This window comes from Ornithinimicrobium flavum (assembly GCF_004526345.1).
In the GTDB taxonomy this organism is placed as follows: domain Bacteria; phylum Actinomycetota; class Actinomycetes; order Actinomycetales; family Dermatophilaceae; genus Ornithinicoccus; species Ornithinicoccus flavus.
The window spans coordinates 641,733-665,924 of sequence record NZ_CP038213.1 but is presented as its reverse complement, the minus strand read 5'-3'; the positions used below and the strand labels follow the sequence as shown (position 1 = coordinate 665,924).

Sequence of the window (24,192 nt, the reverse complement as noted above, 5' to 3'; positions counted from 1 at the left end):
GCACGTGCCGTCAGCGGGCGGCCACCGCGGCGTCGTAGAGCGCCTTGGCGGACAACCCGGTCCGGGCGGAGACCTCCCGGGCGACATCCTTGAGACGCTCCCCGGCGGCGGTGCGCTCCAGGATCTCAGGTATGTGGTCGTCCGGCTCGCTGTCCGCCGCGGAGGCGGGCGGTCGTCCGGCGACGACGACGGTGATCTCCCCCCGCACCCCGTCCGCCGCCCACTGCGCCAGCTCGGTGAGCGGGCCGCGTCGGACCTCCTCGTAGGTCTTGGTGAGCTCGCGGCACACCGCGGCCGGACGGTCCGCCCCGAAGACGGTGGCCATCGAGGTCAGAGTCGCGGGGAGCCGGTGCGGGGCCTCGAAGAAGACCATGGTGCGGGGCTCCTCGACCAGGGCACCGAGGGCTCGCTCCCGCTCCCCCTGCCTGCGTGGCAGGAAGCCCTCGAAGCAGAACCGGTCGACCGGCAGACCGGACACGGCCAGGGACATGAGCACGGCCGACGGACCGGGCACGCAGGTGACCGGGAGGTCCGCCTCGACGCAGGCGACCACGAGCCGGTAGCCGGGGTCGGAGACCGACGGCATACCGGCATCGGTCACGAGCAGGAGCCGGGCGCCCTCGCGGATCCGCCCGACGAGCTCCGGGGTGCGGGAGGCCTCGTTGTGCTCGTGGTAGCTGAGCACCTCCCCCCCACCTGGACCCCGAGGCGCTCGGTGAGGCGTCGCAACCGGCGGGTGTCCTCCGCCGCGACGACGTCAGCCCCCGCGAGCTCCTCGAGCAGGCGGGGGCTGGCGTCCCGGGAGTCGCCGATCGGCGTGGCGGCCAGGACCAGCGCACCGGATCCGGAGGCCCGGGCGCCGGGCCGCGCCGCGTTGCTCACGCCCCGGCCAGGGTCAGCGACGACCGTAGCCGGCGTGCCGGAAGTCGGCGTTCATCTGGGAGATGACGTTGAGCGGGATGCCCTTCGGGCAGGCGCGGGTGCACTCACCGAGGTTGGTGCAGCCGCCGAAGCCCTCGTGGTCGTGCTGGGCCGTCATCGACACGACGCGGGCCTCGCGCTCGGGCTGGCCCTGGGGCAGCTCACCCAGGTGGGTGATCTTGGCGCCCATGAAGAGCATCCCGGAGGCGTTCGGGCAGGCGGCCACGCACGCGCCGCAGCCGATGCACTCGGCGGCCATGAACGCCCGGTCCGCGTGCTCCTTGGGCACCGGCGTGGCGTGCGCGTCCGGCGCCGACCCGGTGTTGGCCGAGATGAAGCCGCCGGCCTGGATGATCCGGTCGAAGGCGCTGCGGTCGACGACCAGGTCCTTGATGACGGGGAAGGGGTCGGCCCGCCAGGGCTCGATGACGATCTCGTCACCGTCCTTGAAGGAGCGCATGTGCAGCTGGCAGGTCGTCGTGCGCTCCGGGCCGTGCGCCTCGCCGTTGATGACGACGCCGCAGGTGCCGCAGATGCCCTCGCGGCAGTCGGAGTCGAAGGCGACCGGCTCCTCGCCGCGCTCGGTGAGCTGCTCGTTGAGCAGGTCGAGCATCTCCAGGAACGAGCTGTCCTCCGACACCCCGTCGATGTCGTAGCGCGCCATCCGGCCCGTGTCGCTCGGGCCGTCCTGACGCCAGATCTTGAGCGCGAGCCTCACTTGTAGCTCCTCTGCTTGAGCTCGATGAATTCGTAGACGAGGTCCTCCTTGTGCAGGACCGGCGCTCCGCCGTCCCCGCCCCACTCCCACGCCGCGACGTAGGCGAACTCGTCGTCGTGTCGCAGCGCCTCGCCGTCCTCGGTCTGGGATTCCGCGCGGAAGTGACCGCCGCACGACTCCCGCCGGTGCAGCGCGTCGATGCACATCAGCTCGCCGAGCTCCAGGAAGTCGGCGACGCGGCCGGCCCGCTCCAGCGCCTGGTTCAGGCCCTCCGGCGTGCCGAGCACCCGGACGTTGGCCCAGAAGTCGGCGCGCAGGGCCCGGATCTGCTCGATCGCCTCGCGCAGCCCGGCGTCGGTGCGCTCCATGCCGCACTTCTCCCACATGATCTTGCCGAGCTCCTTGTGGTAGGAGTCGACCGACCGGGTGCCGTTGGTGCCCAGCAGGTGCTGGATGCGGCCCTGGACGGACTCACGGGCCTCGGCCACCGCCGGGTGGTCCTCGTCGATCCGCTCGAACGGACCCGCGGCAAGGTAGTCGCGGATGGTGTTCGGCAGGACGAAGTAGCCGTCGGCCAGGCCCTGCATGAGCGCGGAGGCGCCCAGCCGGTTGGCGCCGTGGTCGGAGAAGTTGGCCTCGCCGGTGACGAACAGACCGGGGATGGTCGACTGGAGGTCGTAGTCGACCCACAGCCCGCCCATCGTGTAGTGGACGGCGGGGTAGATGCGCATCGGCACCTGGTACGGGTTCTCCCCCGTGATCCGCTCGTACATGTCGAAGAGGTTGCCGTACTTGGCCCGGACGGCGTCCTCGCCCAGCCGCCCGATCGCGTCGGCGAAGTCGAGATAGACGCCGCGCCGGGACCCGTCGACCTCGGGGCCGACGCCCCGTCCCTCGTCGCACATGTTCTTGGCCTGCCGGGAGGCGATGTCGCGGGGCACGAGGTTGCCGAAGCCCGGGTAGATCCGCTCGAGGTAGTAGTCGCGGTCCTCCTCGGGGATCTCCCGCGGGTCCTTCTCGCAGTCCTCGGCCCTCTTCGGCACCCAGATGCGGCCGTCGTTGCGCAGGGACTCGCTCATGAGCGTGAGCTTGGACTGCTGCTCCCCGGACTGGGGGATGCAGGTGGGGTGGATCTGGGTGTAGCACGGGTTGCCGAAGTAGGCACCCTTGCGGTGGGCGCGCCAGGTGGCCGTGACGTTGCTGCCCATCGCGTTGGTCGAGAGGAAGAAGACGTTGCCGTAGCCGCCGGAGGCCAGCACGACCACGTCCGCCAGGTGGGTCTCGATCTCCCCGGTGACCAGGTCGCGGGCGATGATGCCGCGCGCCTTGCCGTCGACGACGATGAGCTCGAGCATCTCGTGCCGGGCGAACATCTGGACGGTGCCGGCGGCGATCTGCCGCTCCAGCGCCTGGTAGGCGCCGATGAGCAGCTGCTGACCGGTCTGGCCGCGGGCGTAGAAGGTGCGGGAGACCTGGACGCCGCCGAAGGAGCGGTTGTCCAGCAGACCGCCGTACTCGCGGGCGAAGGGGACGCCCTGGGCGACGCACTGGTCGATGATGTCGGCGCTGACCTCGGCGAGGCGGTAGACGTTGGTCTCGCGCGAGCGGTAGTCGCCGCCCTTGACCGTGTCGTAGAAGAGCCGGTGGATGGAGTCGCCGTCGCCCTTGTAGTTCTTGGCGGCGTTGATGCCGCCCTGGGCGGCGATCGAGTGCGCCCGCCGGGGGCTGTCCTGGTAGCAGAAACTCTTGACCTGGTAGCCGGCCTCGCCCAGGGTGGCTCCGGCCGCGGCCCCGGCCAGGCCGGTGCCCACGATGATCACCGAGAGCTTACGGCGATTGGCGGGGTTGACCAGGGCGGCCTCGAACTGCCGGGTCGTCCACTTCTGGGAGATGTCGCCGGGGGGCGCCTTGGTGTCGGCGATCGGCTCGCCCTCGCGGTAGAGGCCTTCGATCAGGGTGTCAGTCATCGGGATGTCTCAGTCCTCTTAGCTCACGAAGCCGAACAGGATGGCGAAGGGCGGGATCAGGAAGCCGACGACGATCACCGTGGCCACCAGGATCGAGATGAAGCGGATCTGCTCGGCACGCTTGAGCGAGGTGTTGAGACCCAGGGTCATGCAGGCCCCCCAGACCCCGTGCAGCAGGTGCATCCCGACGGCGATCATCGCCGCCACGTAGATGAGCACCGCCCACCACACCTGGAAGCTGCTGATCACGCGCTCGGCCGGGCTGGCGTGCTCGCCGGCGACGGTGATCGTCTGCGTCGTGAAGTGCAGGATGTGGAAGATCACGAACAGCAGGATGGCCAGGCCGCCCCAGCGCATCGCCCGGGCGTAGACCGACCCGTAGGTGGCCCGCTTGCTGCCGACGTACCGGTGCTGGCGGGCCTTCCCGGCCCGGCGCCACAGCAGGATCGCCGACCAGACGTGGCCGACGAGGGAGGCGAGCAGGAGGATCCGGGCGATCCAGAGCACGCCGTTCTCCGGGATCATCCCCTCCCCGATGACGCGCAGGTGGTGCGCGTAGTCGTCGAACGCCTCGCGCCCGATGAGGATCTGCAGGTTGCCGTACATGTGCAGCAGCAGGTAGAGCACGAAGAACAAGCCGGTCACGGCCATGACGGTCTTCAGCAGGATGCTGGGCAGACCCTGCCGGGTCTCGCGCGCGGGAGCGGTTGTAAGGGCCACGACGGGGACTCTACTACTGAGGACCGACAGGACTTTTAGCGCAGCCCGGAGTGCGCTAATGCGCCGTTCCCACCGGGTCCGGGGGCCGAACCGCTCACCTACGATGCACCGTATGGAGTCTCTGCGGGCGCGTCTGCTCGGACCGCCGCCCGCAGCGCTCGCCCGCCAGCGCCGCGTGGCGCTGCTGGGAATCCTCCTGGTCACCGCGATCGGTGGGGCCCTGCGCTTCTGGCGCCTGGGCCACCCCTCCCGCCTGGTCTTCGACGAGACCTACTACGTCAAGCAGGCCTGGTCGCTGGTGAGGTACGGCCACGAACGGGAGATCCGGGAGGGGCTGGAGGACCCGGACGCGCTGTTCAACGCCGGGACGCCGGACGTGTGGGGCGGCGAGCCGGACCTCGTGGTGCACCCCCCGGTCGGCAAGTGGATGATCGCGCTGGGCGAGTTGGTCATGGGGCCCGAGGACCCGGTCGGCTGGCGCCTGTCCTCCGCCGTGATCGGCACCCTGTCCATCGCGCTGCTGGGCTGGTGCGCGTGGCTGATCTGGAAGAACGCCCTCCTGGCCGTCACCGCCTCCGCCCTGCTCGCCCTCGACGGGCACCACTTCGCCCAGTCGCGGATCGGGCTGCTGGACATCTTCGTCATGTGGTGGGTGCTGGTGGCCTTCCTGCTCCTGCTGCTGGACCGGGAGGACGGTCGGCGTCGCCTCGCGCGGCGCCTCGACCCCCGGCGGCTCCGGTCGGGCCCGTGGCTCGGGGTCCGGTGGTGGCGGCTGGCCGCCGGCGTGGCGCTCGGGCTGGCGATCGGCACCAAGTGGTCCGGGCTCTACTTCCTGGCCGTCTTCGGCCTGATGACCGTGTGGTGGGACCTGGGTGCCCGGCGGGCCGCAGGGGTGCAGCGCTGGTTCACCAGCACGGTGACCCGGGACGGCATACCCGCCTTCCTGCTCATGGTCCCCACCGCCGTGGTGACCTACGTGCTGACCTGGACCGGGTGGTTCCTCACCGACGGGGGGTGGAAGCGGCAGTGGGCCGCCGACCATCCCGCGACGGGGCTGGCCCGGATGGTCCCGGACCCCCTGCGGTCCCTGTGGGCCTACCACGAGGAGCAGCTCAGCTTCCACGTCGGGCTGCAGAACGAGCACGCGTGGAGCTCCAACCCGTGGAGCTGGACGGTGCAGTGGCGACCGACCCTCTTCTACGCGGACTGGCCCGACCGGGGGGAGAAGGGGTGCGAGGCCGCCCGGTGCGTCGAGTACATCGCCTCCCTCGGCAACATGGTGGTCTGGTGGACCGCGACCGTGGGGCTGCTCGTCGTGGCCTTCCTGTGGCTCGCGCGCCGCGACTGGCGCGCCGGTGCCGCCCTCTCCGGGGTGATCGCGGGATGGCTGCCGTGGTTCCTCTACCAGACCCGGACGATCTACAGCTTCTACGCCGTGGCCTTCGTGCCGTGGCTGGTCCTGGTGGTGATCGCCTGCCTGGCGCTCGTGCTCGGCCCGGCCGACGCCTCCCGCCGGCGACGGGGCTGGGGGGCGGCGGTGGTGGTCGCGTATGTGGCGCTGGCTGCCGCGTGGTTCGCGTGGTACTGGCCGGTCCACACCGCGATCACCATCCCCCGCGCGGACTGGGAGCTGCGGATGTGGTTCGACTTCTGGAACTGACAGGTCCGGCGCGGTGGTGCGGGCGGTCCCTCAGGCGTCGATGAAGTAGCTGTCGTCCAGACCCGGGTGGGGCTGGATGGGGATCACCTACCGGCGCAGACGCTCCTCGGTCCAGCGGCGGTGCTCGACGGCCTCGCGCGCGTCGTTGACGAGCTGGCACTGCTCCGCCGAGAGGTAGAACTCCAGGCTGCCCACGACCCGGTCGAGCCGGGCGAAGGCCTCGTACTCCTCCTGCTCCTGCGCCGCGGCGACCAGACGCTCCACCGAGCGGGCGACGCGCCCCCGGGAGACCCGGCGCTTGTGGATGGGCAGCAGGTCGATGCGCCCGTCCTCGCTGACGATGATGACCATCGAGCCCCTCCCCTCCCCGGCGAGGTAGCGGACGGCGGAGTTGTAGCGGGCTCCGCGTGAACCGTCCCCGGTGCCGGTGGCCGCGCCGTCGAGGATCACCCCGGCGGCGTGGCAGGTGCCGTCCGGCCCGACGAGGACGGCGCCGTCGATCCGGGTGAGGGCGCGCAGCGCGCGCCGGCCCAGCCGGGTGGCCTCGATCAGCTGGCCCTGGGGCAGCAGCCGCTCGCCCTAGGCGCGGGCGTCCGGGTGCACGACCAGCATCGTGCCGTAGCGCTGGTCGGTGCAGGCCTGGGCGAGGCTCCAGACCGCCTCGCGGTCCCGCGGCGTGGCGTCGGGGAAGACCCGGGTGAAGGTCTCGAGGAAGGAGTCGTCGTCGATCTGGTCCTGCGGCAGCGAGGGCTGCCCCTGGTCCACCCGGAGCAGGGCGTGCCGGCCGTGCCACAGCTCCCACGAGCCGTTGCCGGCCAGCCGGACCCGGAAGACCTCCTCGGTGGCCGGGTCGTAGTCGTCCGCCACGACGCCCAGGCCGTAGACGTCACGCCCGTCGGAGACGAGCTGCATACCCGTCCGGGACATCTCCAGCACCTTGCGGAAGGAGCGGACGATGGAGACGGGCACGTCCTGGGTGAAGGCCACGTCCAGCTCGACGCACGGGTGCTCCCGGCTGGCCAGCACCATGCTGCCCAGGGAGGCGCGGCCCTCGTAGGTCTGACCCGCGACCGCGTCCAGGGCGTCACGGAGCCCGTGCGCCGACGTCGACCCGGTCCGGGCCAGCACCCCGTTGACGAAGGTGTCGGCCGCCGAGCGCAGGACGGCGCCGGCGTCCACGCCCAGCAGGGAGGAGGGGTTGGTGCGGTCCAGCTCCCGCGAGGCGGCGCGGAGCACGTCCATGACGACCGCCTCGGGGAAGGTCGTGGGCACGGACAGCCCGTCCACCTCGGAGATCCGCAGGGTCTCCAGGTCCTCCCACGCCTCGGTGAGGACGGCGAGCACCGGGAAGATGCGGTAGCTGCCGACGACGACGCTCATCCCGACCCGGACGGTCCGGTCGGTGAAGCGGGCGGCCTGGTGGAGGGCGTCGACGACCGCGTCGCGGCGGCACCCCTCCAGCACTGCCAGCCGGTAGTGCTCCTGCTCCTCCAGCTCGGCGGGGACGTCCTCCAGCTCGCCCATCCGGCGCCGGAGGCGGGTCTCGATGTCGTCGAGGACGCCGGTCACCTGGTCGAGCGCGAAGGCCCGGCGCCGGGGCTCGATGAGCACGGGCAGGGACGTGTCACCCTCGGGGATCCCGACGAGGAAGCCCCGTGGGTCCAGCTCGACCCCGCACCGGGTGAGGGCCTCCTCGGCCAGGTGCTCCATCGACCACCGCAGCTCGGGCTGGTGGTGGAACATCGTGCGTGGCACGTCCTCAGCCGTCCAGGCCCATGGCCTCGGCCATCTTGAGGTGACGCGCACCCTCCTCCGCACGGCCCGCCCGCTGCAGGGTGCGGGCGAGCAACAGGTGGGCGTAGGCGTCGGTCGGCCAGCGCTCGACCATCTCGAGGAGCAGCTGCTCGGCGGGTCCGAGCCGGGCGGCGTGGTAGTAGCTGCGCGCGAGCAGGAGGGAGATCTCGGCGTTGCCGGGCGCGGACCGCACGAGGGGCTCGAGCAGGCCCGCCGCCCGTGCGTAGTCCTTGGTCTCGAAGGCGAAGGTGGCCCGGTCGTAGCGGGCGTGGTCGTCGAGGTCCGCGTCGTCCGGCAGCCCGATGATGTTCTCGAGGTCGCCCATGGCTAGCACTACACCGCCAGCTCGTCCAGCATTCCCGGCGTGGTGGCCCGGGCGAGCTCGACGGCCATGGGCAGCGGGATGTTGGGCGCCACGACCTGCTCCCGACCTGCGGCCGTCGTGGCGGTGAGGTCCGCCAGCCCGAGCCTGCGCTGGAAGAAGCCCTGGTGCACCACCCACCCGATGATGCCCGCACGCTCCAGCACCTCGCGGGTCCGCACGACGGCGCCGGTCTGGACGACGAGGTGCCGGTCGGTCAGACCGTGGCCCAGGTTGCGCCAGGCGCTCTCCGCGACGAGCGCGTTGAGGGCGCCGACGACGGCCAGCACCGCGAGCGGGGTCCACCACGGCCAGTCGGCGAACCACCACACGTCCACCAGGTAGGTCGGCGCGGCCACGAGCAGGGCGAGGACGAGGGTGCCCCACTGGCGGCTCACGTGGGTGCGACGTCGGGCCTTCGGCCCGTGCCCGCGCAGGTCCATCGTGAGTGGTCCGTCCTCCTCCAGCAGCTCGTGCCCCACGTCCTGGACGACCGACCGGGGGGCCGGCGGCAGGACCTTCACCGTGCCGCCCGTCCCGACCCCGGTCGCCATCGCGGACAGCTCGGCCCCCCGGACGAAGCGGAGCAGGAAGGGCTCACCCATCCGCACGCCACGCACCTTGGCCCGCTCGATCGTCTGCGAGCGCGTGGTCAGCAGGCCGTGGGTGACCCGGATGTTGCCGGTCCCCTCCCGCACCAGGCGCAGGTTCCACCAGGTCAGCACGTAGGAGGCGGTGGACACGAGCACCCACCCGAGGACCACGACCAGGGTGAGCCCGGCGGCGAGCACGAGGACCGCCTGGGCGACGACCCACGCCCAGGCGTCCTGCGCCACGGTGACCTCGTCCACCGGCAGCTCGTCCCCGAACTGCGAGAGGACACCGACCGCACCCGCGACGACCACCAGGCTCGACAGGCTGAACGGGGCGTAGCGCAGCCAGCCCCAGTCGATGCGTGCCAGCTCGCGGTCCCCGGGGACCGGCGTCGCCGCAGGCCCCTCGACCGACGCGGCGGCGGTGGCCGCCGGCCCGGTGGCGGCGTCCACCGCGGTCGCGGCCCCGGACCGTCGCAGCAGGTCGACCCGCAGGTGGGCGGCCTGCTCGTGGGTCAGACCGTCCAGCTCGATCTGCTTGCTGTCCACCCCCGTGCCGACCTTGACCTTGGCCAGCCCCAGCACCCGGTGCACCGGGCTGGACTCGATGTCCACGCTGCGGATCCGGTCCAGCGGGGCCGTCAGCACGCGGCGGCTCAGCAGCCCGGTGCGCAGCTGGAGCTGGTCGGGCGTGAAGCGGTAGCGGGTGATGAACCAGGTCATCACCCCGGCGACGAGCGCCAGCGCACCGCCGGCCACGGCGATCCACAGCCAGCCGCGGTCCTCCCCCCGCACGAGACCGAACATGGCGATGAGGAGGGGGAAGGCCATGGACCACAGGGTCCGGACCGGGTGGACCAGCAGCATCCGCCCGCTCAGCCGTCGCCACTCCTCGTCGGCCACGACCGGGCCACCCTGGTCGGGTGCCCCCACCGGCGGACCCGGGGGCGGCGGCATACCCGGGACGGCCGGCACCACCGGCGGTCCGGACGGAGGGGGGAGGTCGGCGGGGGTGCTCACGTGGCGTCGCCGGTGGTCTGCCCGGTGATGCGGGCCAGGTCGGCGGTGACCCGGTCGGCGAGGTCGGTGTCGAGGCAGGGCAGGGTGATGGGGCCGGCCGCCGACGCCGTGGTCACGGTGACGTCGGCCAGCCGGAAGAGCCGCATGATCGCCCCGCGGTGCGTGTCCACGGTCTGCACCCGCGACAGCGGGGCGATCCGCTGGTCCCGGGAGAGCCAGCCGGTCTGCGAGAAGACCCGCTCGCCGGTGACCTCCCAGCGGGTGCGGCGGTAGCGGATGAGCGGCTCGACCATCACCTCGACGACGTTGGCGGCCATGATGAGCAGGAAGACCGGCCCCAGCCACACCTTCCACGAGTCGGGCACGAACCAGTAGATCGCGAAGAGCACCCCCCAGGTGATGACCCCGCCGAGCAGGCTGTTGACGACCCAGTAGCGCACCGCCCGGGGGTTCACCCGGTGCGCGGGCTCGCGCAGATGGGGGCCGTCACCGACCGCGGGCACCTCCCCCTGGACCACGCTCATGCGAGCGTGGCGACCAGGAGCGCCTTGATGGTGTGCAGCCGGTTCTCGGCCTGGTCGAAGACGATGCTGGACACCGACTCGAAGACCTCGTCGGTGACCTCGAGCCCGCCCGCGAGCTCGGGGTGCTTGCCCATGAGCTCCTGGCCGACGCTGGTGTCGGTGTCGTGGAAGGCCGGCAGGCAGTGCATGAACTTGACCCCGGGGTTGTCGGTGGCGGCCATGAGCTCGGCGTTGACCTGGTAGGGCAGGAGCAGCTTGATGCGCTCGTCCCAGGCCGCCACCGGCTCCCCCATGGACACCCACACGTCGGTGTGGACGAAGTCGACGCCGCGGACGGCCTCGACCGGGTCGGCCGTGACCGTGAGCCGGGCACCGGTCCCCGCGGCGATCTCCTCGCACAGCCGCACGACGTCGTCGGCGGGCTGGAGCCCCTCCGGCGCACCGATCCGCACGTCCATGCCCAGCTTCGCGCCCAGGAGCAGCAGGGAGTGGCCCATGTTGTTGCGGGCGTCACCGAGGTAGGCGTAGGCGATCTCGTGCCGGTGCTTGTGGGTGTGCTCGGCCATCGTCAGCGCGTCGGCGAGCATCTGGGTGGGGTGCCACTCGTCGGTCAGCCCGTTGTAGACCGGCACACCGGCGTGCTCGGCCAGCTGCTCGACCTTGGCCTGGCTGGAGCCGCGGTACTGGATCGCGTCGTACATCCGGCCCAGCACCCGTGCGGTGTCCTTGATCGACTCCTTGTGCCCGATCTGGGTGCTGCTCGGGTCGAGGAAGGTCGTGCTGGCGCCCTGGTCGGCCGCCGCCACCTCGAAGGCGGCACGGGTGCGGGTGGAGGTCTTCTCGAAGACGAGGGCCACCGAGCGGCCGCGCAGCAGCTGCCGCTCCTGCCGGGCGTACTTGGCCCGCTTGAGGTCGTGGGCCAGGTCGAGCAGGTAGCGGATCTCCTTGGGCGTCTCCTCCACCAGCGACAGCAGGCTGCGTCCCCGCAGGTTGACGGCCATGGCGTCCTCTCCTCTCACCTCGGGCGCAGGGTATGGGGTGCGCCGCCCCGTCGGAGACCCGAGCCTAGTCGAGCCCGACGGCCCGACCCGCACCCCGGCGACGACGAAGGGCCGGCCCGTCGAGATCGACGGACCGGCCCTGGCGGTGTGGAGCTGAGGGGATTCGAACCCCTGGCCTTCTCATTGCGAACGAGACGCGCTACCAACTGCGCCACAGCCCCGTGGTGCGGCTGTCCACTATACACCGGGAGACCGGCGGGAGAAAAAGCGCTCAGCCCACGCGATCGACGCTGGGCAGCTCCTCGAACTCCTCGTCCAGCGCCATCTCCGTGCCGTCCAGCGGCAGCTGCTCCGAGCCGGTCGGTGCACGGTGGGCGCGGGCCTTGAGCGTGTAGGTGGGGGGCGGCACCGGGACCGGGCTCCAGGTGCCGCCGGCAACGTCCTGGACGTCCGCGACGACGTCCCCGACCTGGTCGGCCCCGGAGGTCGACGAGGGTGCGGTGGCCGAGAGCGCGGTCTCCACCTCGTCGATGTCGTAGAGGACGGGGGCCGGGCGCCGGTCGAGGTCCACGGCCCGACGGGCGGGCGTGGCGTGGACGGACACGGTGGCCCGGGCCTGGGCCGCGAGGGGGGAGGCTGCCGTGCCGGGTGCGACGACGGGACGGCGGGGGGCCGCAGCCGGACGGCGGGCGGCAGGCCGGCGCGCGGCAGGACGGGAGGCGGCAGGCCGGCGGGTTGCCGGACGGCGGGCGGCAGGGCGGCGGGCCGTGCGGTTGCGGGAGACCGACCAGCGGATCGCGGCGACGGTGACCGCGAGGATGGCCAGCCCGGCGAACGACCAGCCCCAGTGCAGCACCTGGGCGATGGTGAGCCCGACGAGGGCGAGCATGACGACCGAGCCCAGGAGCAGTCCCGCGGCCCGGGCGCGGGCGAGGAGCTGCGCCCGACGGAAGGTGGAGGTCGGGCCGACGGCGGTCGCGACCGTGTGCGCGGGCGCCGGGGCGGCGCCCGAACCTCGCTTCACGACGACCTCGGGGCGGGCGGGACGCAGGAGGACGGAGGGGGCGGGCGGTGCGTGCTCGACCACGTCCGGCCGGGGCAGCGCGCGCCGGCGCTCGAGGACCCGCATCGACTCGGAGAACCGGTCGACCGAGCGGGCGGTCGCCAGGTGGTCCCGTCGCCGGACCCAGTGCTGGACGAGGTAGACAGCCCACACCGCCAGGATGACGACGAAGATCAGGCTGCTCACCGGGGGCACGGCCCTCACGCTAGGGCGGAGGTTCACCGGAATCGGGGAGGCGGCGCGAGTGTCGCGCAAGTTTCTGCTGTGACGAGTGAGACGTCAGCCCGCGGGGTCCTCGCGCAGGCGTCGCACCAGGCCACCGTTGGCGAAACCCTGCGGTCCGAGGTCCTCGGCGAGGACCGCGAAGAGGCGGTGGTCGCGCCAGGCTCCGTCCACGTGCATGAACCCCCGCTGCCGGCCCTCCTCCGGCAGGCCCAGCCGTTCCACGACGCGCAGGGACGCGGCGTTCTCCGGGCGGATCGACACCTCGACCCGGTGCAGCCCGGCGGCCAGCAGCGCGTGGTCGACCAGCGCGGCGAGCGCCCACGTGGCGAACCCCTGGCCGGTCGCCTCCCGCGCCAGCCAGTAGCCGGCCGTCGCCGACCGGCGGGCCCCCCAGAGCACGTCGAAGAGCTGCACCTGCCCGGCGATCCGGCCGTCCACGTCGATGACCAGAGGGAGCGCCTGACCCTCCCGCGCCGCCCGGTCCAGGCCGCGGCGCAGCTGGGGGTAGGTCAGCGGGTGGGCGGGGGGCCCGGGGAGGGTGGACTCCCAGGGGCGCAGCCAGTCGGCGTTGCGGGAGCGGACGCCCTCCCACTCGACCCGGTCACCCCGGGTCAGCGGGCGCAGGGTGAGCAGCCGTCCGTCGGGCCGGACGTGCCTCACCTGGGCGGGCCAGCGCCAGGTCACTCCTCGCGCACCCAGTCGCCCGAGCGCCCGCCGGACTTGGCGGTGACCCGTACGTCGGTGATGACCGCCAGGCGGTCCACCGCCTTGACCATGTCGACCAGCGTCAGCGCGGCGACGCTCACGCACGTCAGGGCCTCCATCTCGATGCCCGTGCGGTCGGCGGTGCGCACGGTGGCCGCGATCTCGACCCCGTCGTCCACGACCTCCAGGTCGACCTCGACGGCGTGCACCGCGACGGGATGGCACAGGGGCACCAGGTCGGGCGTGCGCTTGGCCGCCTGGATCCCGGCGATCCGTGCCACGCCGAGGGCGTCGCCCTTGGGGACGGTGCCCTCGCGCAGCGCCGCCAGCGCCCGTGGCCCCAGCAGCACCCGGCCCCGCGCGCTGGCGCTGCGGGCCGTCACCTGCTTCCCGCTCACGTCCACCATGTGGGCCGTGCCGTCGGCCCGGAGGTGGGTGAGACCGTCGGGACGGGTCACCGGTCCGCCTCGCCGTCCGTCCCGCCGGAGGCCGCCTCCCGCTCGGCCCGCTCCTCCTCCTCGTCCAGCCGGCCGTCGATCTCGCCGCGGGGACGCAGGAGGAGGAGCTCGACCTCCGAGCCCGCCTCGACCTGCTCCACGTCCGCCGGGGAGACGGCGAGCGCGTCGGCCATGGCCAGCCCGCCGAGCAGGTGGGAGCCCGCGCCGCCCGCGGGGGTGACGGCATACTCGGTGGTCGTGTCCCGGCTGAGCCGCACCCGCGTGTAGGTCTGCCGGCCGGGGAGCTGCGCCAGCTCTCCGTGGCGTAGCCCCGTGCCGTCCGGGTGCTGGTGCGACGTCCGCCGCGTCGCTCCAGGGCCGGGCGCACGAAGACCTCGAAGCTCACGAGCACGCTCACCGGGTTGCCCGGGAGCGCGAAGAGCGGCACCCCCTTGCCGAGCACCCCGAACCCCTGGGGCTTGCCCGGCTGCATGGCGACCTCGACGAACGTCATCGAGCCCTGGCCGGAGAGCACCTTCTTGACGATGTCGTACTCCCCCTTGCTGACCCCGCCGGAGGTGAGGATGAGGTCGGCCGAGCGCAGATGGTGCTCGATCTGCCGCTGCGTGTCCTTCTCGTCGTCGCGCAGGTGCCCCACGTAGACCACCTGACCCCCGGCCTCACGCACCAGCGCCTCGAGCATCGGCCCGTTGGAGTCGACGATCTGCCCGGGGCCCACGTGCTCCCCCGGTGCGACGAGCTCGTCACCGGTGGACAGGATCGCCACCCGGACGGGCCCGACCACCTCGACCTCCTCCACGCCGGCCGACACCATCGCCGCCAGCTGACCGGGACCGATCCGGGTGCCGCTCGGCACGACCACGTCCCCCGCACGCAGGTCCTCACCCGCCCGGCGGACGTGGGCCCCCTCCTCGGGCTGCACGCGGAACTGCGCCTCGCGGGGGTGGCCGTCGGTGTCCTCCACCCGCACCACCGCGTCGGCCCCGACCGGCATGGGGGCGCCGGTCATGATCCGCCACGCCTGGCCGGGCACGTGCTCGCGCGGGAGCGGGTCGCCCGCCGCGACGTCACCCGACACCACCAGCACGACCGGGGTCTCGGGCCCCGCCCCGGCCAGGTCGTCCCGGCGCACGGCATACCCGTCCATCGAGGAGTTGTCGAACCTCGGCAGGTCGGCCCGGCCGTGCACGTCGCCGCTGGTCACCAGCCCGACGGAGCGGGTCACCGGCACGGTGACGGTGGCGACGGGTCTGATCTGACCCAGGATCTTCTCGAGGTGCTCCTCGACGGTGATCATCGGCGGCCTTCCGGAGAGCGGGCACGGACGGACGGCACCAGCGTAGTCGGGCAGGTCACAATGGCGAGGTGACAGGCACCCAGCCCCCGCCGACCCTGCCCGCCTACCGGCCCACGGGGGACGTCGTCGCCGACAAGGCGACCTGGCGCTCCCTCGTCCGCGCGGCCCGCCGCGAGCTGGTGGCCGGCTGGGACGGGCGGACCCGCTCCGAGCAGGCGCGCCGCCTCGGGGAGGCGGGGCTGGCCCACCTGCAGGCCCACGCCGCGCGCCTGGGACGGCCCGGGGTGGCGGGGATGACGGTCACCGCCTTCGAGCCGATGCGCACCGAGCCGCCGGTCGACGGCCTCACGGACGCGCTGCTGGGCGCCGGCGTGCAGGTCCTGGTGCCGGTGACCCTGGCCCGGCCCGACCTGGACTGGGCCGACCTGAGCGACCCGTCACGCACCCGGCTGGGGCCGGAGGCCTGGCGCGACGTGGACCTGGCCTTCGTGCCCGGTCTGGCGGTGACCCGCGAGGGGGTCCGGCTCGGGCAGGGAGGGGGGTACTACGACACGACCCTGCCCCGGGTGCAGCCCCTGGCCGGCGGCGTGCCCGTCGTTCTCGTGCTGCACGACCACGAGGTGGTCGACGACCTGCCGGCCGACGACCACGACACCGTGGTCGACGCAGTGCTGCGCCCCACCTCGGGGGTGCTGCCGACCCCCGTGCGGTAGGTCGGGTGTCGCCGGCGTCGGCGCCGGCGGTCAGCCGCCGGAGGGACCGGGGACCAGCACGAGGCGGTCCACCGCGGCCTCCTCGACGGCTCCCCGGGTGAAGGCCCAGGGGAAGGTCTCGCCCGCCAGCCACGCCTGCGTCTGGTCCCCGTAGCCGGGGGCGAAGGGGTGCCCCGAGACCCCCGTGTGGTCCACCCACGTGGAGGCGTCCAGGTCGGCCAGGTCCACGACCATCCGCATGGAGGGGCCGGAGGTGACGGTGAAGGACCCCGTGCTCGCGTCCCAGTTGAAGGCGTTGACCATCGCGCTGGAGCCGGGGGCCGGCAGCGTGGGGCTGTTGACCATGGACCGCACCACACCGGGGATGTCCTCCCCGCCCAGGACCTCGTGCTCCAGGGTCACCTGGTGCAGGTCGCCCCACGTCCAGCCCGCCGGGTCCTTCGAGATCACCCGGGTGAGGTCGAGGCGGGCCTCCACGAGGGCCGACCGGAGCACCTCGTCACGGGACTCCACGACCCCGGGGGTGCGCTTGTCGTCCCACCAGACGCTGTCGGGGTCGGAGAGCAGGTCCTCGACGATGAGCATGGACCGCGAGTTGCCGGTGGCGCCCAGGTCCGGGGGAAGCTCGTCGTCGAAGACGGCCTCGAGCAGGTTGCTGAACGTGGCGTAGAAGTAGGCCGCGGCCGCCGACCCCTCCCCGGAGGCGGGCGCGCTGCCGTCCCAGGTCCGCAGCAGGTCCTGAGCCTGGGTGTAGAAGTCCCCCGGGAGGTCGACGGCCAGCAGGTAGGGAAGCAGCTCGGGCGCGAAGGCACTGGTGTCGTCGAGCTGGATCCGACTCATGTCCTGCACCGTGAGCGGGCCCTGCTCCATCCCCTCCTGCAGGAGCTCCAGGATGCGGGTGGCGCGGTAGCCCTTGTCGCTCTCGCTGGTGAGGAAGGGCCGGGACCCGGCGGTGACGGCCTGGTTGGCGGCGACGATGAGGCCGTCGTCCGGGTTGAGCACGTGGGGCAGGGCATCGAAGTCGACCCACCCCTGCCAGGCGTAGCGCTCCTCCCAGCCCGGCGCGGGGTAGAACCCGGGCGGGGTGTCGTGCGTGGCCGACTCCCGGACGGGCACCAGACCCGGGGCCTGGTAGCCGATGTTGCCCTCGACGTCGGCGTAGAGCAGGTTCTGGGCCGGGACGGCGAAGTGCCGGGCCGCCTCGCGGAAGTCCTCCCAGCCGGTGGCGGCGTTGAGCAGGAAGATGGCCTCGGCGGTGGTGGCGGGCTCCAGCCCGGTCCAGGCCAGGGCGACCTCGAGCCGCCGCGAGGTGCGCACCCCGTCCAGGGGCGCCTGGTTGCCCATCAGCCCGATGGTCTCGATCACGTCGGAGACGATCGGGCCGTGCGAGGACTCGCGCACGGTGAGCTCCACGTCGTCACCGCCGGCGACGCGGATCGTCTCGGTGCGCACCTCCAGCGGCTCGAAGGTGTCGCCCCGGCGCACGGTGTTCCCCTCGGTGTCCTCGAGGTAGAAGTCGGTGACGTCGGGGTCCATGTTGGTGAAGGCCCAGGCCACGGACTGGTTGTGACCGATGACGACCCCGGGTAGACCGGCGAAGGTGAACCCGCTGACGTCGAAGGGGCACTCCGGCCCCACCTCCCGGCAGTGCAGGCCCGCCTGCATCCACACGCTGGGCTGCGACAGGGCGAGGTGGGGGTCGTTGGCGAGCAGCGGCATACCCGTGCTCGTGTGCTCCCCCGACACGACCCAGGAGTTCGAGCCGATGCCCTCCCCCCGGCCGACCAGGGTCGGCACCGCCGCGAACGCCGCCTCGGTGCGGCCCAGGGCGTCGTCCCCGGCGCCCGCCAACCAGGAATGAGTCAGGCTGCCGGCCGGCGGGGAGGGTGGGCCGGGCTCACCGAGCCGTCCGACGTCCGCCGGATCGTCCGCCCCTCCCGGCGGGGGGGCGGCGACCGGCCCGTCGGTGCCACCGCGCGCGTCCGCCGGGGGCCTTGGGACCGCCCGCGGCGGGGACCACTCGTCGCGGCTGAGGATCGGAGGGTGCTCGTCGGCGGGGTAGGGCGGGTAGAGACCGCCCAGCTGCTGGAGGGAGACCTGACCGACCAGACGCCCGCGGGCGAGCTCGTCGGTGTAGTTGCCGCGCAGGTCCCAGGCCATCGCCTTCAGCCAGGCCAGGGAGTCCACCTCGTCCCAGGGACGCACCTGGTAGCCGGGCGCGCTCTGGGCGAGCACGAGGTACTCGAACCCGAGCGTGGAGGCCCCGCCGCGCTCGTCGAGGTAGGCGTTGACCCCCGCCGCGTAGGCCTGGAGGTAGGTGCGCGCCTGCGGGGAGAGCAGGGCGAGCTCCTGCTCGGCCACCCTGCGCCAGCCGAGGGTGCGGATGACCTTGTCGGTCTCCACCCCGCTCGGGCCGACGAGCTCGGCGAGCCGGCCGCTGACGACGTGGCGCCGCAGATCCATCTGGAAGAACCGCTCCTGCGCCGCGACGTACCCCTGCCCGCGGAAGAGGTCCCGAGGCGTGTCGGCGTAGATGTGGGGAACCCCCCGCTCGTCGCGCACGACCTCGACGGAGGCGTCGAGCCCCGGCACCTCGACCTCGCCGCTGGTCTGCGGGAGGGCCCTGCGTGTCAGACCGACGCCGACGACGGCCGAGGCCACGAGGACCACCACGAGGATCGCCACGAGCGGCACGGCCAGACGCTGCCACAGGGGTCGGGACACGTGACCAGACTAGGTCACGCGGACGGGGGGACCCCGGAGGCCACGTAGAATCTCCTGCCGTGCCCACCTATTCGTACGCGTGCAAGGACTGCGGTCACGCCTTCGACATCCAGCAGGCGTTCACCGACGACGCGCTGACCCGGTGTCCTGAGTGCAGCGGCTCCCTCCGCAAGATCTTCTCCGCGGTCGGCGTGGTCTTCAAGGGGTCCGGCTTCTACCGGACCGACTCCCGGGGCTCGGGGTCCGGCAGTGCCGTCCCGGGCGGGACGTCCGCGGCGTCCGGCGGGTCGGGGTCCGGCGGGTCGGGGTCGGTATCCTCCGGCTCCGACTCAGCCTCCGGCTCGGGGGGCGCCCCTGCGGGCGGGTCCTCCGGCACGTCGGGATCCACCTCGACCGGGTCGACGGGGTCCTCCTCCCCACATCCTCGACCTCGGCCTCCCGCTCCTCCACAGGCGCCGCCTGACCCCTGCCCGCGGGCCTGCGGCGCCCCTAGCGTCGAGGTATGTCGCGCTCCTCCCCGGGTCGTCGGCGGCCGACCCCACGGCTCGCCGGCCGTTTGCCCCCGCTGTCCTCCGCACGGTGGCGGCGGGTGCTGGCCGCGGTGCTCGCGGCGACGGCCGTCGCCCTGACGGTCCACGCGGCGCTCGGACGGCCCGACCCCGAGGACGTGACCGCGCTCGTGGCTGCCCGGGACGTGCCGGTGGGTGCCACGCTCACCCCGGGAGACCTCACGGTGCAGCACCTGCCGCTCCGTGCCCTCCCCGCGGACGCGCTCAGGGACCCGGCGTCCACGCTCGGGCGCACGACCGCGGTGCCCCTCGTCGCCGGCCGGGCGGTCGTGCCGTCGGACCTGCGCACCTCGGCCCTGCTGGACGGGCTGCCGGAGGGCAGCGCCGCCGTCTACCTGCCGCTGGGTGAGCCGGCCGTCGCCGCGGCGCTCTCCCCGGGCGACACCGTGGACGTCCACTCCCCGGTCGACGGGTCCGTGGTCGTCCCGTCAGCGGTGGTCCTGCGGCTCGTGACGAGCGAGCGCCCGGGACTGTGGGTGGCGGTGGACGGGCCGGACGCCGTCGCCCTGGCCGCCGCCCGTGGCGCCGACCCGGTCGGGGCATCCCTGCAGGTCAGCCTCCGCGTCTCCCCCACGGGCGGTTGACATCTCGCACCGACGACGCGTACCGGTTCGGGCGACAAGTTTCCTCCGGGCGCCCCTGCCGCTACGCTGGCCGACGGTCTGTGCGGACGCCGGGCCCCACACCACTCTTCGAGCGCCGTCGTGCTGCGCCCGGACAGAAAGGACACACCATGCTTCAGGGCTTCAAGGAATTCATCATGCGCGGCAACGTCGTCGACCTGGCGGTCGCCGTCGTCATCGGCTCCGCCTTCGCCGCGGTCGTCGACACCATGGTCTCCAGCATCGTCACCCCCCTGCTCAACTCCGTCGGCGGGGCCGAGGCCAGCGGGCTGGGCTTCGAGATCATCTCGGGCAACGAGGCGACCTACCTCGACTTCGCCGCGATCATCAACGCCCTCATCGTCTTCCTGCTCACCGCCGCCGTCGTCTACTTCGTGCTGGTCGTCCCGATGAACAAGTACAACGAGCACCGCAAGGCCCGCCTCGGCCTGGAGGACGAGCCGGAGCCCGTCTCCGACGAGCTGGCCACGCTGCGTGAGATCCGCGACCTGCTGAGCCAGCGCGGCACCACGACCCTCTGACCCCTCCGGTCCCCGCGGGCTGATGCCCGCCACGCAGGAAGCCCCCCGGCACCCCGTGCCGGGGGGCTTCCTGCGTCCCGGCGTCACCTGCGCGGCGGGGGCCGCGGGTCCTCCTAGTCCCAGTGGGGAGGACGCTGGGCACGGATCCACGCATCGTGCGGGTCCTCCCGGTCCTCGGGACGCCGAGACGCCCGCTCGGCCGGACGATCCGGCGCCGCCCCGGCCGGCAGGTCGTCGGACTCGTCGGCGACCGGGCTGGTGGGTGGGGCGACGACCCTGCGGTGGCGGCGGCGTGCCCTGCCGCTCCCCGCGACGCCGGACTCCGACGCCGCGCAGGGCTCGTCGGCGCCGGGGCGCCGGGGCCTCGTCGTGCTCATGGCGTCGTGCTCATGGCGTCCGCGAGACCCGCTCCCGCAGCGCGGAGAGCACCCGGGCCACCTCCCGGGCCGGATCGCTGAAGACGTCCGAGCTGCGGACCCGCACGGGCACCCACCCCATCCGGGTCAGCTGCTCGTGGCGCAGGCGGATGTCGTCACGACCGACGTCGGGTGCCCCCGGGCGGGCGAGCCCGGCCGTCGTCGGGGGCGCGGCGTCGCCGTCGACGGCCACGACGAGGAGCTGGTCGTCGGTCTCGTCGGCGACGGCGACGGGGATGGCGTGCGGGCCATGCCCGACCCCCTCGAGGACCTCGAGCCCCTCGGCACGCAGCCGCCGCACGAGCTCCCCCAGCACCGCCGAGCCGTGGCCGTGCTCCGGCTCCTGGTGGTCGAGGGCCCGCTGGAGCAGCAGGGTGCCGCCGCCGGGGGCGGGAGACCATCCACCGACCGGGGACGGGACCACCACGTCGATCGCGCGGCGGGCCGCGGCCAGGACCGAGCCGACGGACCGGGCGTCCGGAGCGCCGCCGGGCGCGGTCACCCAGATGACGCGGTCCCGGACCTCTCCGCTGATGCGGTGGACGGGGCGGACCAGGAGCGGCTCCACCAGGTCCGCGGCGTCGCCAAGGGCGGCGCGGAGCTCCTCGACCTGCTCGCTGCGTCCGACGGCGGCCCGCAGCGCGATGCCGAGGTCCTCGGCACCCGCGTCGTCGTCGGTCACCAGCAGCAGGCTGTCCCCCGGGTGCGCCCGTGCGTGGTCGACCGCGAGCGCTGCGGTGGCCTGGACCTGCGCGGCGATCCCGCCCTCCGCGACGTGCTCACGCACGGCGGCGGTGCGGGCGGTGCCCGGGAAGGAGTGCACGGGAACGGGCATGAGCGGCGCCAGCGGAGCCACCAGCCCTTGGTGCAGCGCCCGGTAGTGCACGGCGAGGTGGCGCACCGGCAGGATGGCCGAGGCGTCCTCCAGCAGGGACCGCCCGAGATCCTGGTCGGCGACCTCCCGCTCGACCTTGGGGTCGGCGACCACGGAGAACTGCCGCGGGCCGGGGCCCCCGCTGTCCCCCACGACGAGCACCTGCCTCCCGTGCGTGAGGGCGGGCACGGTCCGCGCGGTGGTGGTGCGGCCGGCCCGGTCGATCACGAGCAGGTCGACCTGCACGTCCGGGGGCAGCACCGAGGGCACGGCGAGCGGGCTGGCCAGGAGCACCGGCTGCGCGGCCAGGACGACGTCCGGCGCCCGGCTGATGATGTCGCGCGCGTCGACCGCACCCAGGCGGGTCTCCTCCACCGCCCGCTGCCAGGCGCGCACCTGGGAGCCCTGGGCGGTGAGGGTGCGGCGCAACCGCCGGAGCACGGCACGACGCGCCCGCAGGGCGTTGCGGTGCAGGTGGGCGCGGTCCGCTGCACGGAAGGCCCGCTCGGCCTCCCGCACCGCCTCGCCCGGGACCTGCTGGGGCAGCTCGTCGGAGGTCAGGTGGTCGAGCACCGAGCTGCGGTGGACGAAGCGCACCTCGGCCGCCACCCGCTCCGGTGGAACCCCGCGGCGGGCGAGGTCGTCGACGAGGTCGCCGAGCCCCCGCGCGCGCAGCGGGTCCAGCAGGGGGTGCGCCTGGGCGGCGACCTCCGCCCGGTCGGCCCGCGCGTCGAGGCGGACGAGCCGCTCGAGCACGATGTCGAGATGGCTGGTGGAGAACTCGTGACCGGCCGGGGTGCCCTCGAGCACCCGCTCCAGCCACGCGAGGTCCTCCCCCAGGGGGGTGTGGGCGGCGAGCGCCTCCTCCCACCCGGACGGGGCCTGGGGCCGGGCCGCCCGCCCGGCGACCTCCTCCCACTCGGCCCGCTCGTCCCGGGCCCGACGCACCCGGGCGCCCAGGTCGGCGGGCGGGGTGCCGGGCCGCAGCTGCTGGCGGACCTGGCGCCGGAGCCGGGCGCGCGCGACCGCGCCGGGCCGTTCGGTGACGTCGTCCCGGGCGGCGGTGGCCGCGACCATCTCGTCCAGGGGCGCGTCGTAGATCCCCGGCGAGAAGACGTCCAGCGTCTCGCTGGCCCGGGCGATCAGCCCCAGCCGGTGCTCCCACTGCTGCAGCGACGCCGGGGCCGGCATCCCGGCCGTCGCGCAGACGCTGTCGGCGAGCTCCCGGGCGGCGCTGAACTCGCCTCCCACCAGGCGCGAGACGATCTCGGTGGCTCGCCGGGCGTCGTCGGCCGAGGCCAGACGCGCGGCATACCAGGGGTCCTCGGTGCGCGCCCGCGCCCAGGCCCCGGCGTCCGCGGCCTCGATGAGGGCGTCGGTGACGTCGGAGAGCTCCTCCTCCGTCACCGTGCGGAGCACGTCGACCGGGAGGCGGACGCGGGAGGTCGGCGGGTGCTCGAGCGCGGCGAGCGCGGACAGGTCGTCCTGGGTGCGGTGGAGCGACAGGCCCCACGGCTCGTGCTCGCGGTGCAGGATCTCGGACTCCCGGCGCAGGACGGTCAGCGCGTCGGCGCGCGCCGGCAGCGGGTCGGCCCCGAGGTCCGGCTCGTCCTCGGTGGCCAGGCGGTCCAGGGCGGACCGGACCTCCCCCAGGGTCCGCCGCATGGAGGCCGGGTCCTCGGCCAGGTGCAGGCACAGGTCACCCAGGCCGACGTGCGTGAGGCGGCGCTGCAGGCTCTCCAGGGCGGTCCGCTCCTCGGAGCAGACCATGACGGTCCGCCCCTCGGAGAGGGCTGCAGCGACGAGGTTGGCGATCGTCTGCGTCGCCCCCGTCCCGCTCGGGGTGTCCAGGACGAGCGTGCCCCCGCGCATCACCTCGTCCACCAGCACCCGCTGCGAGCGGTCGGCGTCCAGCACGTTCAGCTCGCGCGCGGGGTCGTCGGCACGCTCGGGGTCCGGCGCGGTCGGCGCCGGCGGGACGTCGGCCCCGCCCAGGGCCGCCACGAGGTCGTGCGAGGCGAGCGGTGCGATGTCGCCGGTGTAGGACGTGACCAGGGGCAGCTTGGCGCACGGGAAGGTGCTGATGACCATCTGCGGACCGATGGCGAAGCCGGACATCTCGACGCAGATCTGCTCCAGCGCCTGGTAGGTCAGCCGCGGGTCGAAGCCGTGGCTCTGCGCGGAGAGGCCGGCGAGCATCTCCGGGTCCAGCTGCAGGTGGGCCTCGCTGCGCAGGTAGTGCTCGAGGACCGGGTTGAAGACGACGTCCTCGTGCAGCTCGAGCACGAAGTCGCTGTGCGCGGCGTCCGTGGGGGTGATGGTGCAGGCCCGCAGCAGGACCGGCGCGCGCGGCGGCACCAGGACCCGCTGGAGGGACCACGTCGCCAGACCGATGGCCAGGAAGCCGGTCTCGATGCCGTGCTCGCGGCGCATCTCCCCGACCTTGTCGCGGATGGCGCCGATCCGGCGGGCGGCGTCCAGGAAGGCGACCTGCTCGCGGACCAGGTCGGACAGGGGCGTCGGACGTCCCGAGAGGAGCTTGGCGACGCCGCCGGGGTGCGCCAGGTTGAGGTCGAAGGTGCCGGTGAGGGACGTGCGGTGCCACAGGAGGGTGTTGGGGCCACCGGCCTCCGCGACCTCGTGACGCCACCGGGTGCGGGCGCGCTGGACCGCCTCGACGCGGGCGTCGTCGAGGGCGTGGGGCGCAGGGACGGAGGTCACCCGT

At 73.6% G+C, this 24,192-nt stretch carries 21 protein-coding genes, 1 tRNA gene and 3 pseudogenes; 5 read left to right on the top strand and 20 right to left on the bottom strand.

Translation table 11 applies throughout. The annotated features are described in order from the left end of the window. Positions 1-10: 10 nt before the first annotated feature. From rsmI to E3Z34_RS03100, 4 genes and pseudogenes are all read right to left on the bottom strand, one after another. Positions 11-882: pseudogene (gene rsmI / locus E3Z34_RS03115) on the bottom strand (16S rRNA (cytidine(1402)-2'-O)-methyltransferase). A 13-nt stretch (positions 883-895) separates the two neighbouring features. Next, positions 896-1,639 carry a succinate dehydrogenase/fumarate reductase iron-sulfur subunit gene (locus E3Z34_RS03110; protein ID WP_134772424.1) on the bottom strand — a complete coding sequence of 248 codons (744 nt, stop codon included), beginning with the start codon at positions 1,637-1,639 and terminating at the stop codon, positions 896-898. Beyond that, a complete protein-coding gene (locus E3Z34_RS03105) occupies positions 1,636-3,606 on the bottom strand; it encodes a fumarate reductase/succinate dehydrogenase flavoprotein subunit (RefSeq protein WP_134772423.1) in 1,971 nt (656 codons plus the stop codon). The genes E3Z34_RS03110 and E3Z34_RS03105 overlap by 4 nt, the downstream gene beginning before the upstream one ends. Positions 3,607-3,624: 18 nt before the next feature. Then, a complete protein-coding gene (locus E3Z34_RS03100) occupies positions 3,625-4,326 on the bottom strand; it encodes a succinate dehydrogenase cytochrome b subunit (RefSeq protein ID WP_134772422.1) in 702 nt (233 codons plus the stop codon). Positions 4,327-4,438: 112 nt separating this feature from the next. On the opposite strand from E3Z34_RS03100, the gene E3Z34_RS03095 reads away from it, so the two are divergent. Next, positions 4,439-5,986 carry a dolichyl-phosphate-mannose--protein mannosyltransferase gene (locus E3Z34_RS03095; RefSeq protein WP_134772421.1) on the top strand — a complete coding sequence of 516 codons (1,548 nt, stop codon included), beginning with the start codon at positions 4,439-4,441 and terminating at the stop codon, positions 5,984-5,986. 87 nt (positions 5,987-6,073) lie between these two features. Here the strand turns inward: E3Z34_RS03095 and E3Z34_RS18545 are convergent, their stop codons facing one another. The 12 genes and pseudogenes from E3Z34_RS18545 to E3Z34_RS20070 form a co-directional block, all read right to left on the bottom strand. Continuing rightward, positions 6,074-6,436, bottom strand: a complete 363-nt coding sequence (locus tag E3Z34_RS18545) for a hypothetical protein (protein WP_338043772.1) — start codon at positions 6,434-6,436, stop codon at positions 6,074-6,076. 129 nt (positions 6,437-6,565) lie between these two features. Continuing rightward, complete coding sequence (locus E3Z34_RS03090) at positions 6,566-7,741, bottom strand: hypothetical protein (RefSeq protein WP_238695327.1); 1,176 nt, start codon at positions 7,739-7,741, stop codon at positions 6,566-6,568. A gap of 4 nt (positions 7,742-7,745) precedes the next feature. After that, positions 7,746-8,105 (bottom strand): tetratricopeptide repeat protein, encoded by a 360-nt coding sequence (locus E3Z34_RS03085; RefSeq protein WP_134772420.1) that lies wholly within the window; start codon positions 8,103-8,105, stop codon positions 7,746-7,748. Between the two features lie 8 nt (positions 8,106-8,113). Beyond that, positions 8,114-9,754 carry a PH domain-containing protein gene (locus E3Z34_RS03080; protein WP_134772419.1) on the bottom strand — a complete coding sequence of 547 codons (1,641 nt, stop codon included), beginning with the start codon at positions 9,752-9,754 and terminating at the stop codon, positions 8,114-8,116. Next, the gene (locus tag E3Z34_RS03075) at positions 9,751-10,278 is read right to left on the bottom strand and encodes a PH domain-containing protein (protein ID WP_134772418.1); all 528 of its coding nucleotides are present in this window, start codon (positions 10,276-10,278) and stop codon (positions 9,751-9,753) included. The genes E3Z34_RS03080 and E3Z34_RS03075 overlap by 4 nt, the downstream gene beginning before the upstream one ends. Then, on the bottom strand, positions 10,275-11,297 hold the full coding sequence (locus E3Z34_RS03070) for an ornithine carbamoyltransferase (protein WP_476703873.1): 1,023 nt from the start codon (positions 11,295-11,297) through the stop codon (positions 10,275-10,277). Before E3Z34_RS03070 ends, E3Z34_RS03075 begins: the two co-directional genes overlap by 4 nt. 130 nt (positions 11,298-11,427) lie before the next feature. Beyond that, positions 11,428-11,500: transfer RNA gene (locus tag E3Z34_RS03065), tRNA-Ala, on the bottom strand. Between the two features lie 50 nt (positions 11,501-11,550). Beyond that, positions 11,551-12,537: a hypothetical protein gene (locus tag E3Z34_RS03060; RefSeq protein WP_134772417.1), complete on the bottom strand. Its 987-nt coding sequence runs from the start codon at positions 12,535-12,537 to the stop codon at positions 11,551-11,553. 84 nt (positions 12,538-12,621) lie between these two features. Continuing rightward, positions 12,622-13,251 (bottom strand): GNAT family N-acetyltransferase, encoded by a 630-nt coding sequence (locus tag E3Z34_RS03055; protein WP_134772416.1) that lies wholly within the window; start codon positions 13,249-13,251, stop codon positions 12,622-12,624. After that, positions 13,248-13,679 (bottom strand): cyclic pyranopterin monophosphate synthase MoaC, encoded by a 432-nt coding sequence (gene moaC / locus E3Z34_RS03050; RefSeq protein WP_134774715.1) that lies wholly within the window; start codon positions 13,677-13,679, stop codon positions 13,248-13,250. The genes E3Z34_RS03055 and moaC overlap by 4 nt, the downstream gene beginning before the upstream one ends. A gap of 47 nt (positions 13,680-13,726) precedes the next feature. Then, positions 13,727-13,987 (bottom strand): hypothetical protein, encoded by a 261-nt coding sequence (locus E3Z34_RS18110; RefSeq protein WP_202977011.1) that lies wholly within the window; start codon positions 13,985-13,987, stop codon positions 13,727-13,729. Between the two features lie 152 nt (positions 13,988-14,139). Next, positions 14,140-15,027: pseudogene (locus tag E3Z34_RS20070) on the bottom strand (molybdopterin molybdotransferase MoeA); the annotation flags it as partial. Between the two features lie 68 nt (positions 15,028-15,095). Between E3Z34_RS20070 and E3Z34_RS03040 the strand changes: the two are divergent. Then, positions 15,096-15,740 carry a 5-formyltetrahydrofolate cyclo-ligase gene (locus E3Z34_RS03040; RefSeq protein ID WP_134772415.1) on the top strand — a complete coding sequence of 215 codons (645 nt, stop codon included), beginning with the start codon at positions 15,096-15,098 and terminating at the stop codon, positions 15,738-15,740. Between the two features lie 30 nt (positions 15,741-15,770). Here E3Z34_RS03040 and E3Z34_RS03035 read toward each other — a convergent pair whose 3' ends face one another. Next, on the bottom strand, positions 15,771-18,464 hold the full coding sequence (locus E3Z34_RS03035) for a penicillin acylase family protein (RefSeq protein ID WP_134772414.1): 2,694 nt from the start codon (positions 18,462-18,464) through the stop codon (positions 15,771-15,773). Here E3Z34_RS03035 and E3Z34_RS19650 point away from each other — a divergent pair. Beyond that, positions 18,368-18,616, top strand: a pseudogene (locus tag E3Z34_RS19650) (FmdB family zinc ribbon protein); the annotation flags it as partial. The gene E3Z34_RS03035 and the pseudogene E3Z34_RS19650 sit on opposite strands and share 97 nt — an antisense overlap. 62 nt (positions 18,617-18,678) lie before the next feature. On the opposite strand, the gene E3Z34_RS19645 reads toward E3Z34_RS19650, so the two are convergent. Beyond that, on the bottom strand, positions 18,679-18,852 hold the full coding sequence (locus E3Z34_RS19645; protein WP_338043771.1) for a hypothetical protein: 174 nt from the start codon (positions 18,850-18,852) through the stop codon (positions 18,679-18,681). A gap of 114 nt (positions 18,853-18,966) precedes the next feature. Between E3Z34_RS19645 and E3Z34_RS03025 the strand changes: the two genes are divergently transcribed. Both E3Z34_RS03025 and mscL read left to right on the top strand, forming a co-directional pair. After that, complete coding sequence (locus tag E3Z34_RS03025; protein ID WP_134772412.1) at positions 18,967-19,617, top strand: SAF domain-containing protein; 651 nt, start codon at positions 18,967-18,969, stop codon at positions 19,615-19,617. Positions 19,618-19,766: 149 nt separating this feature from the next. Then, a complete protein-coding gene (mscL, locus tag E3Z34_RS03020) occupies positions 19,767-20,177 on the top strand; it encodes a large conductance mechanosensitive channel protein MscL (RefSeq protein ID WP_134772411.1) in 411 nt (136 codons plus the stop codon). Positions 20,178-20,290: 113 nt separating this feature from the next. Here the strand turns inward: mscL and E3Z34_RS03015 are convergent, their stop codons facing one another. Both E3Z34_RS03015 and E3Z34_RS03010 read right to left on the bottom strand, forming a co-directional pair. After that, the gene (locus E3Z34_RS03015) at positions 20,291-20,554 is read right to left on the bottom strand and encodes a hypothetical protein (protein ID WP_134772410.1); all 264 of its coding nucleotides are present in this window, start codon (positions 20,552-20,554) and stop codon (positions 20,291-20,293) included. A gap of 10 nt (positions 20,555-20,564) precedes the next feature. Continuing rightward, positions 20,565-24,188, bottom strand: coding sequence for a hypothetical protein (locus E3Z34_RS03010; protein ID WP_134772409.1), 3,624 nt, complete (start codon positions 24,186-24,188; stop codon positions 20,565-20,567). Between the last annotated feature and the right edge of the window lie 4 nt (positions 24,189-24,192).

Coding starts and splice junctions, on each gene's coding strand:
- E3Z34_RS03095 (WP_134772421.1), top strand. CDS start 4,439: ATGGAGTCTCTGCGGGCGCGTCTGCTCGGACCGCCGCCCGCAGCGCTC.
- moaC (WP_134774715.1), bottom strand. CDS start 13,679: ATGGTGGACGTGAGCGGGAAGCAGGTGACGGCCCGCAGCGCCAGCGCG.
- E3Z34_RS03105 (WP_134772423.1), bottom strand. CDS start 3,606: ATGACTGACACCCTGATCGAAGGCCTCTACCGCGAGGGCGAGCCGATC.
- E3Z34_RS03085 (WP_134772420.1), bottom strand. CDS start 8,105: ATGGGCGACCTCGAGAACATCATCGGGCTGCCGGACGACGCGGACCTC.
- mscL (WP_134772411.1), top strand. CDS start 19,767: ATGCTTCAGGGCTTCAAGGAATTCATCATGCGCGGCAACGTCGTCGAC.
- E3Z34_RS03025 (WP_134772412.1), top strand. CDS start 18,967: ATGTCGCGCTCCTCCCCGGGTCGTCGGCGGCCGACCCCACGGCTCGCC.
- E3Z34_RS03015 (WP_134772410.1), bottom strand. CDS start 20,554: ATGAGCACGACGAGGCCCCGGCGCCCCGGCGCCGACGAGCCCTGCGCG.
- E3Z34_RS03075 (WP_134772418.1), bottom strand. CDS start 10,278: ATGAGCGTGGTCCAGGGGGAGGTGCCCGCGGTCGGTGACGGCCCCCAT.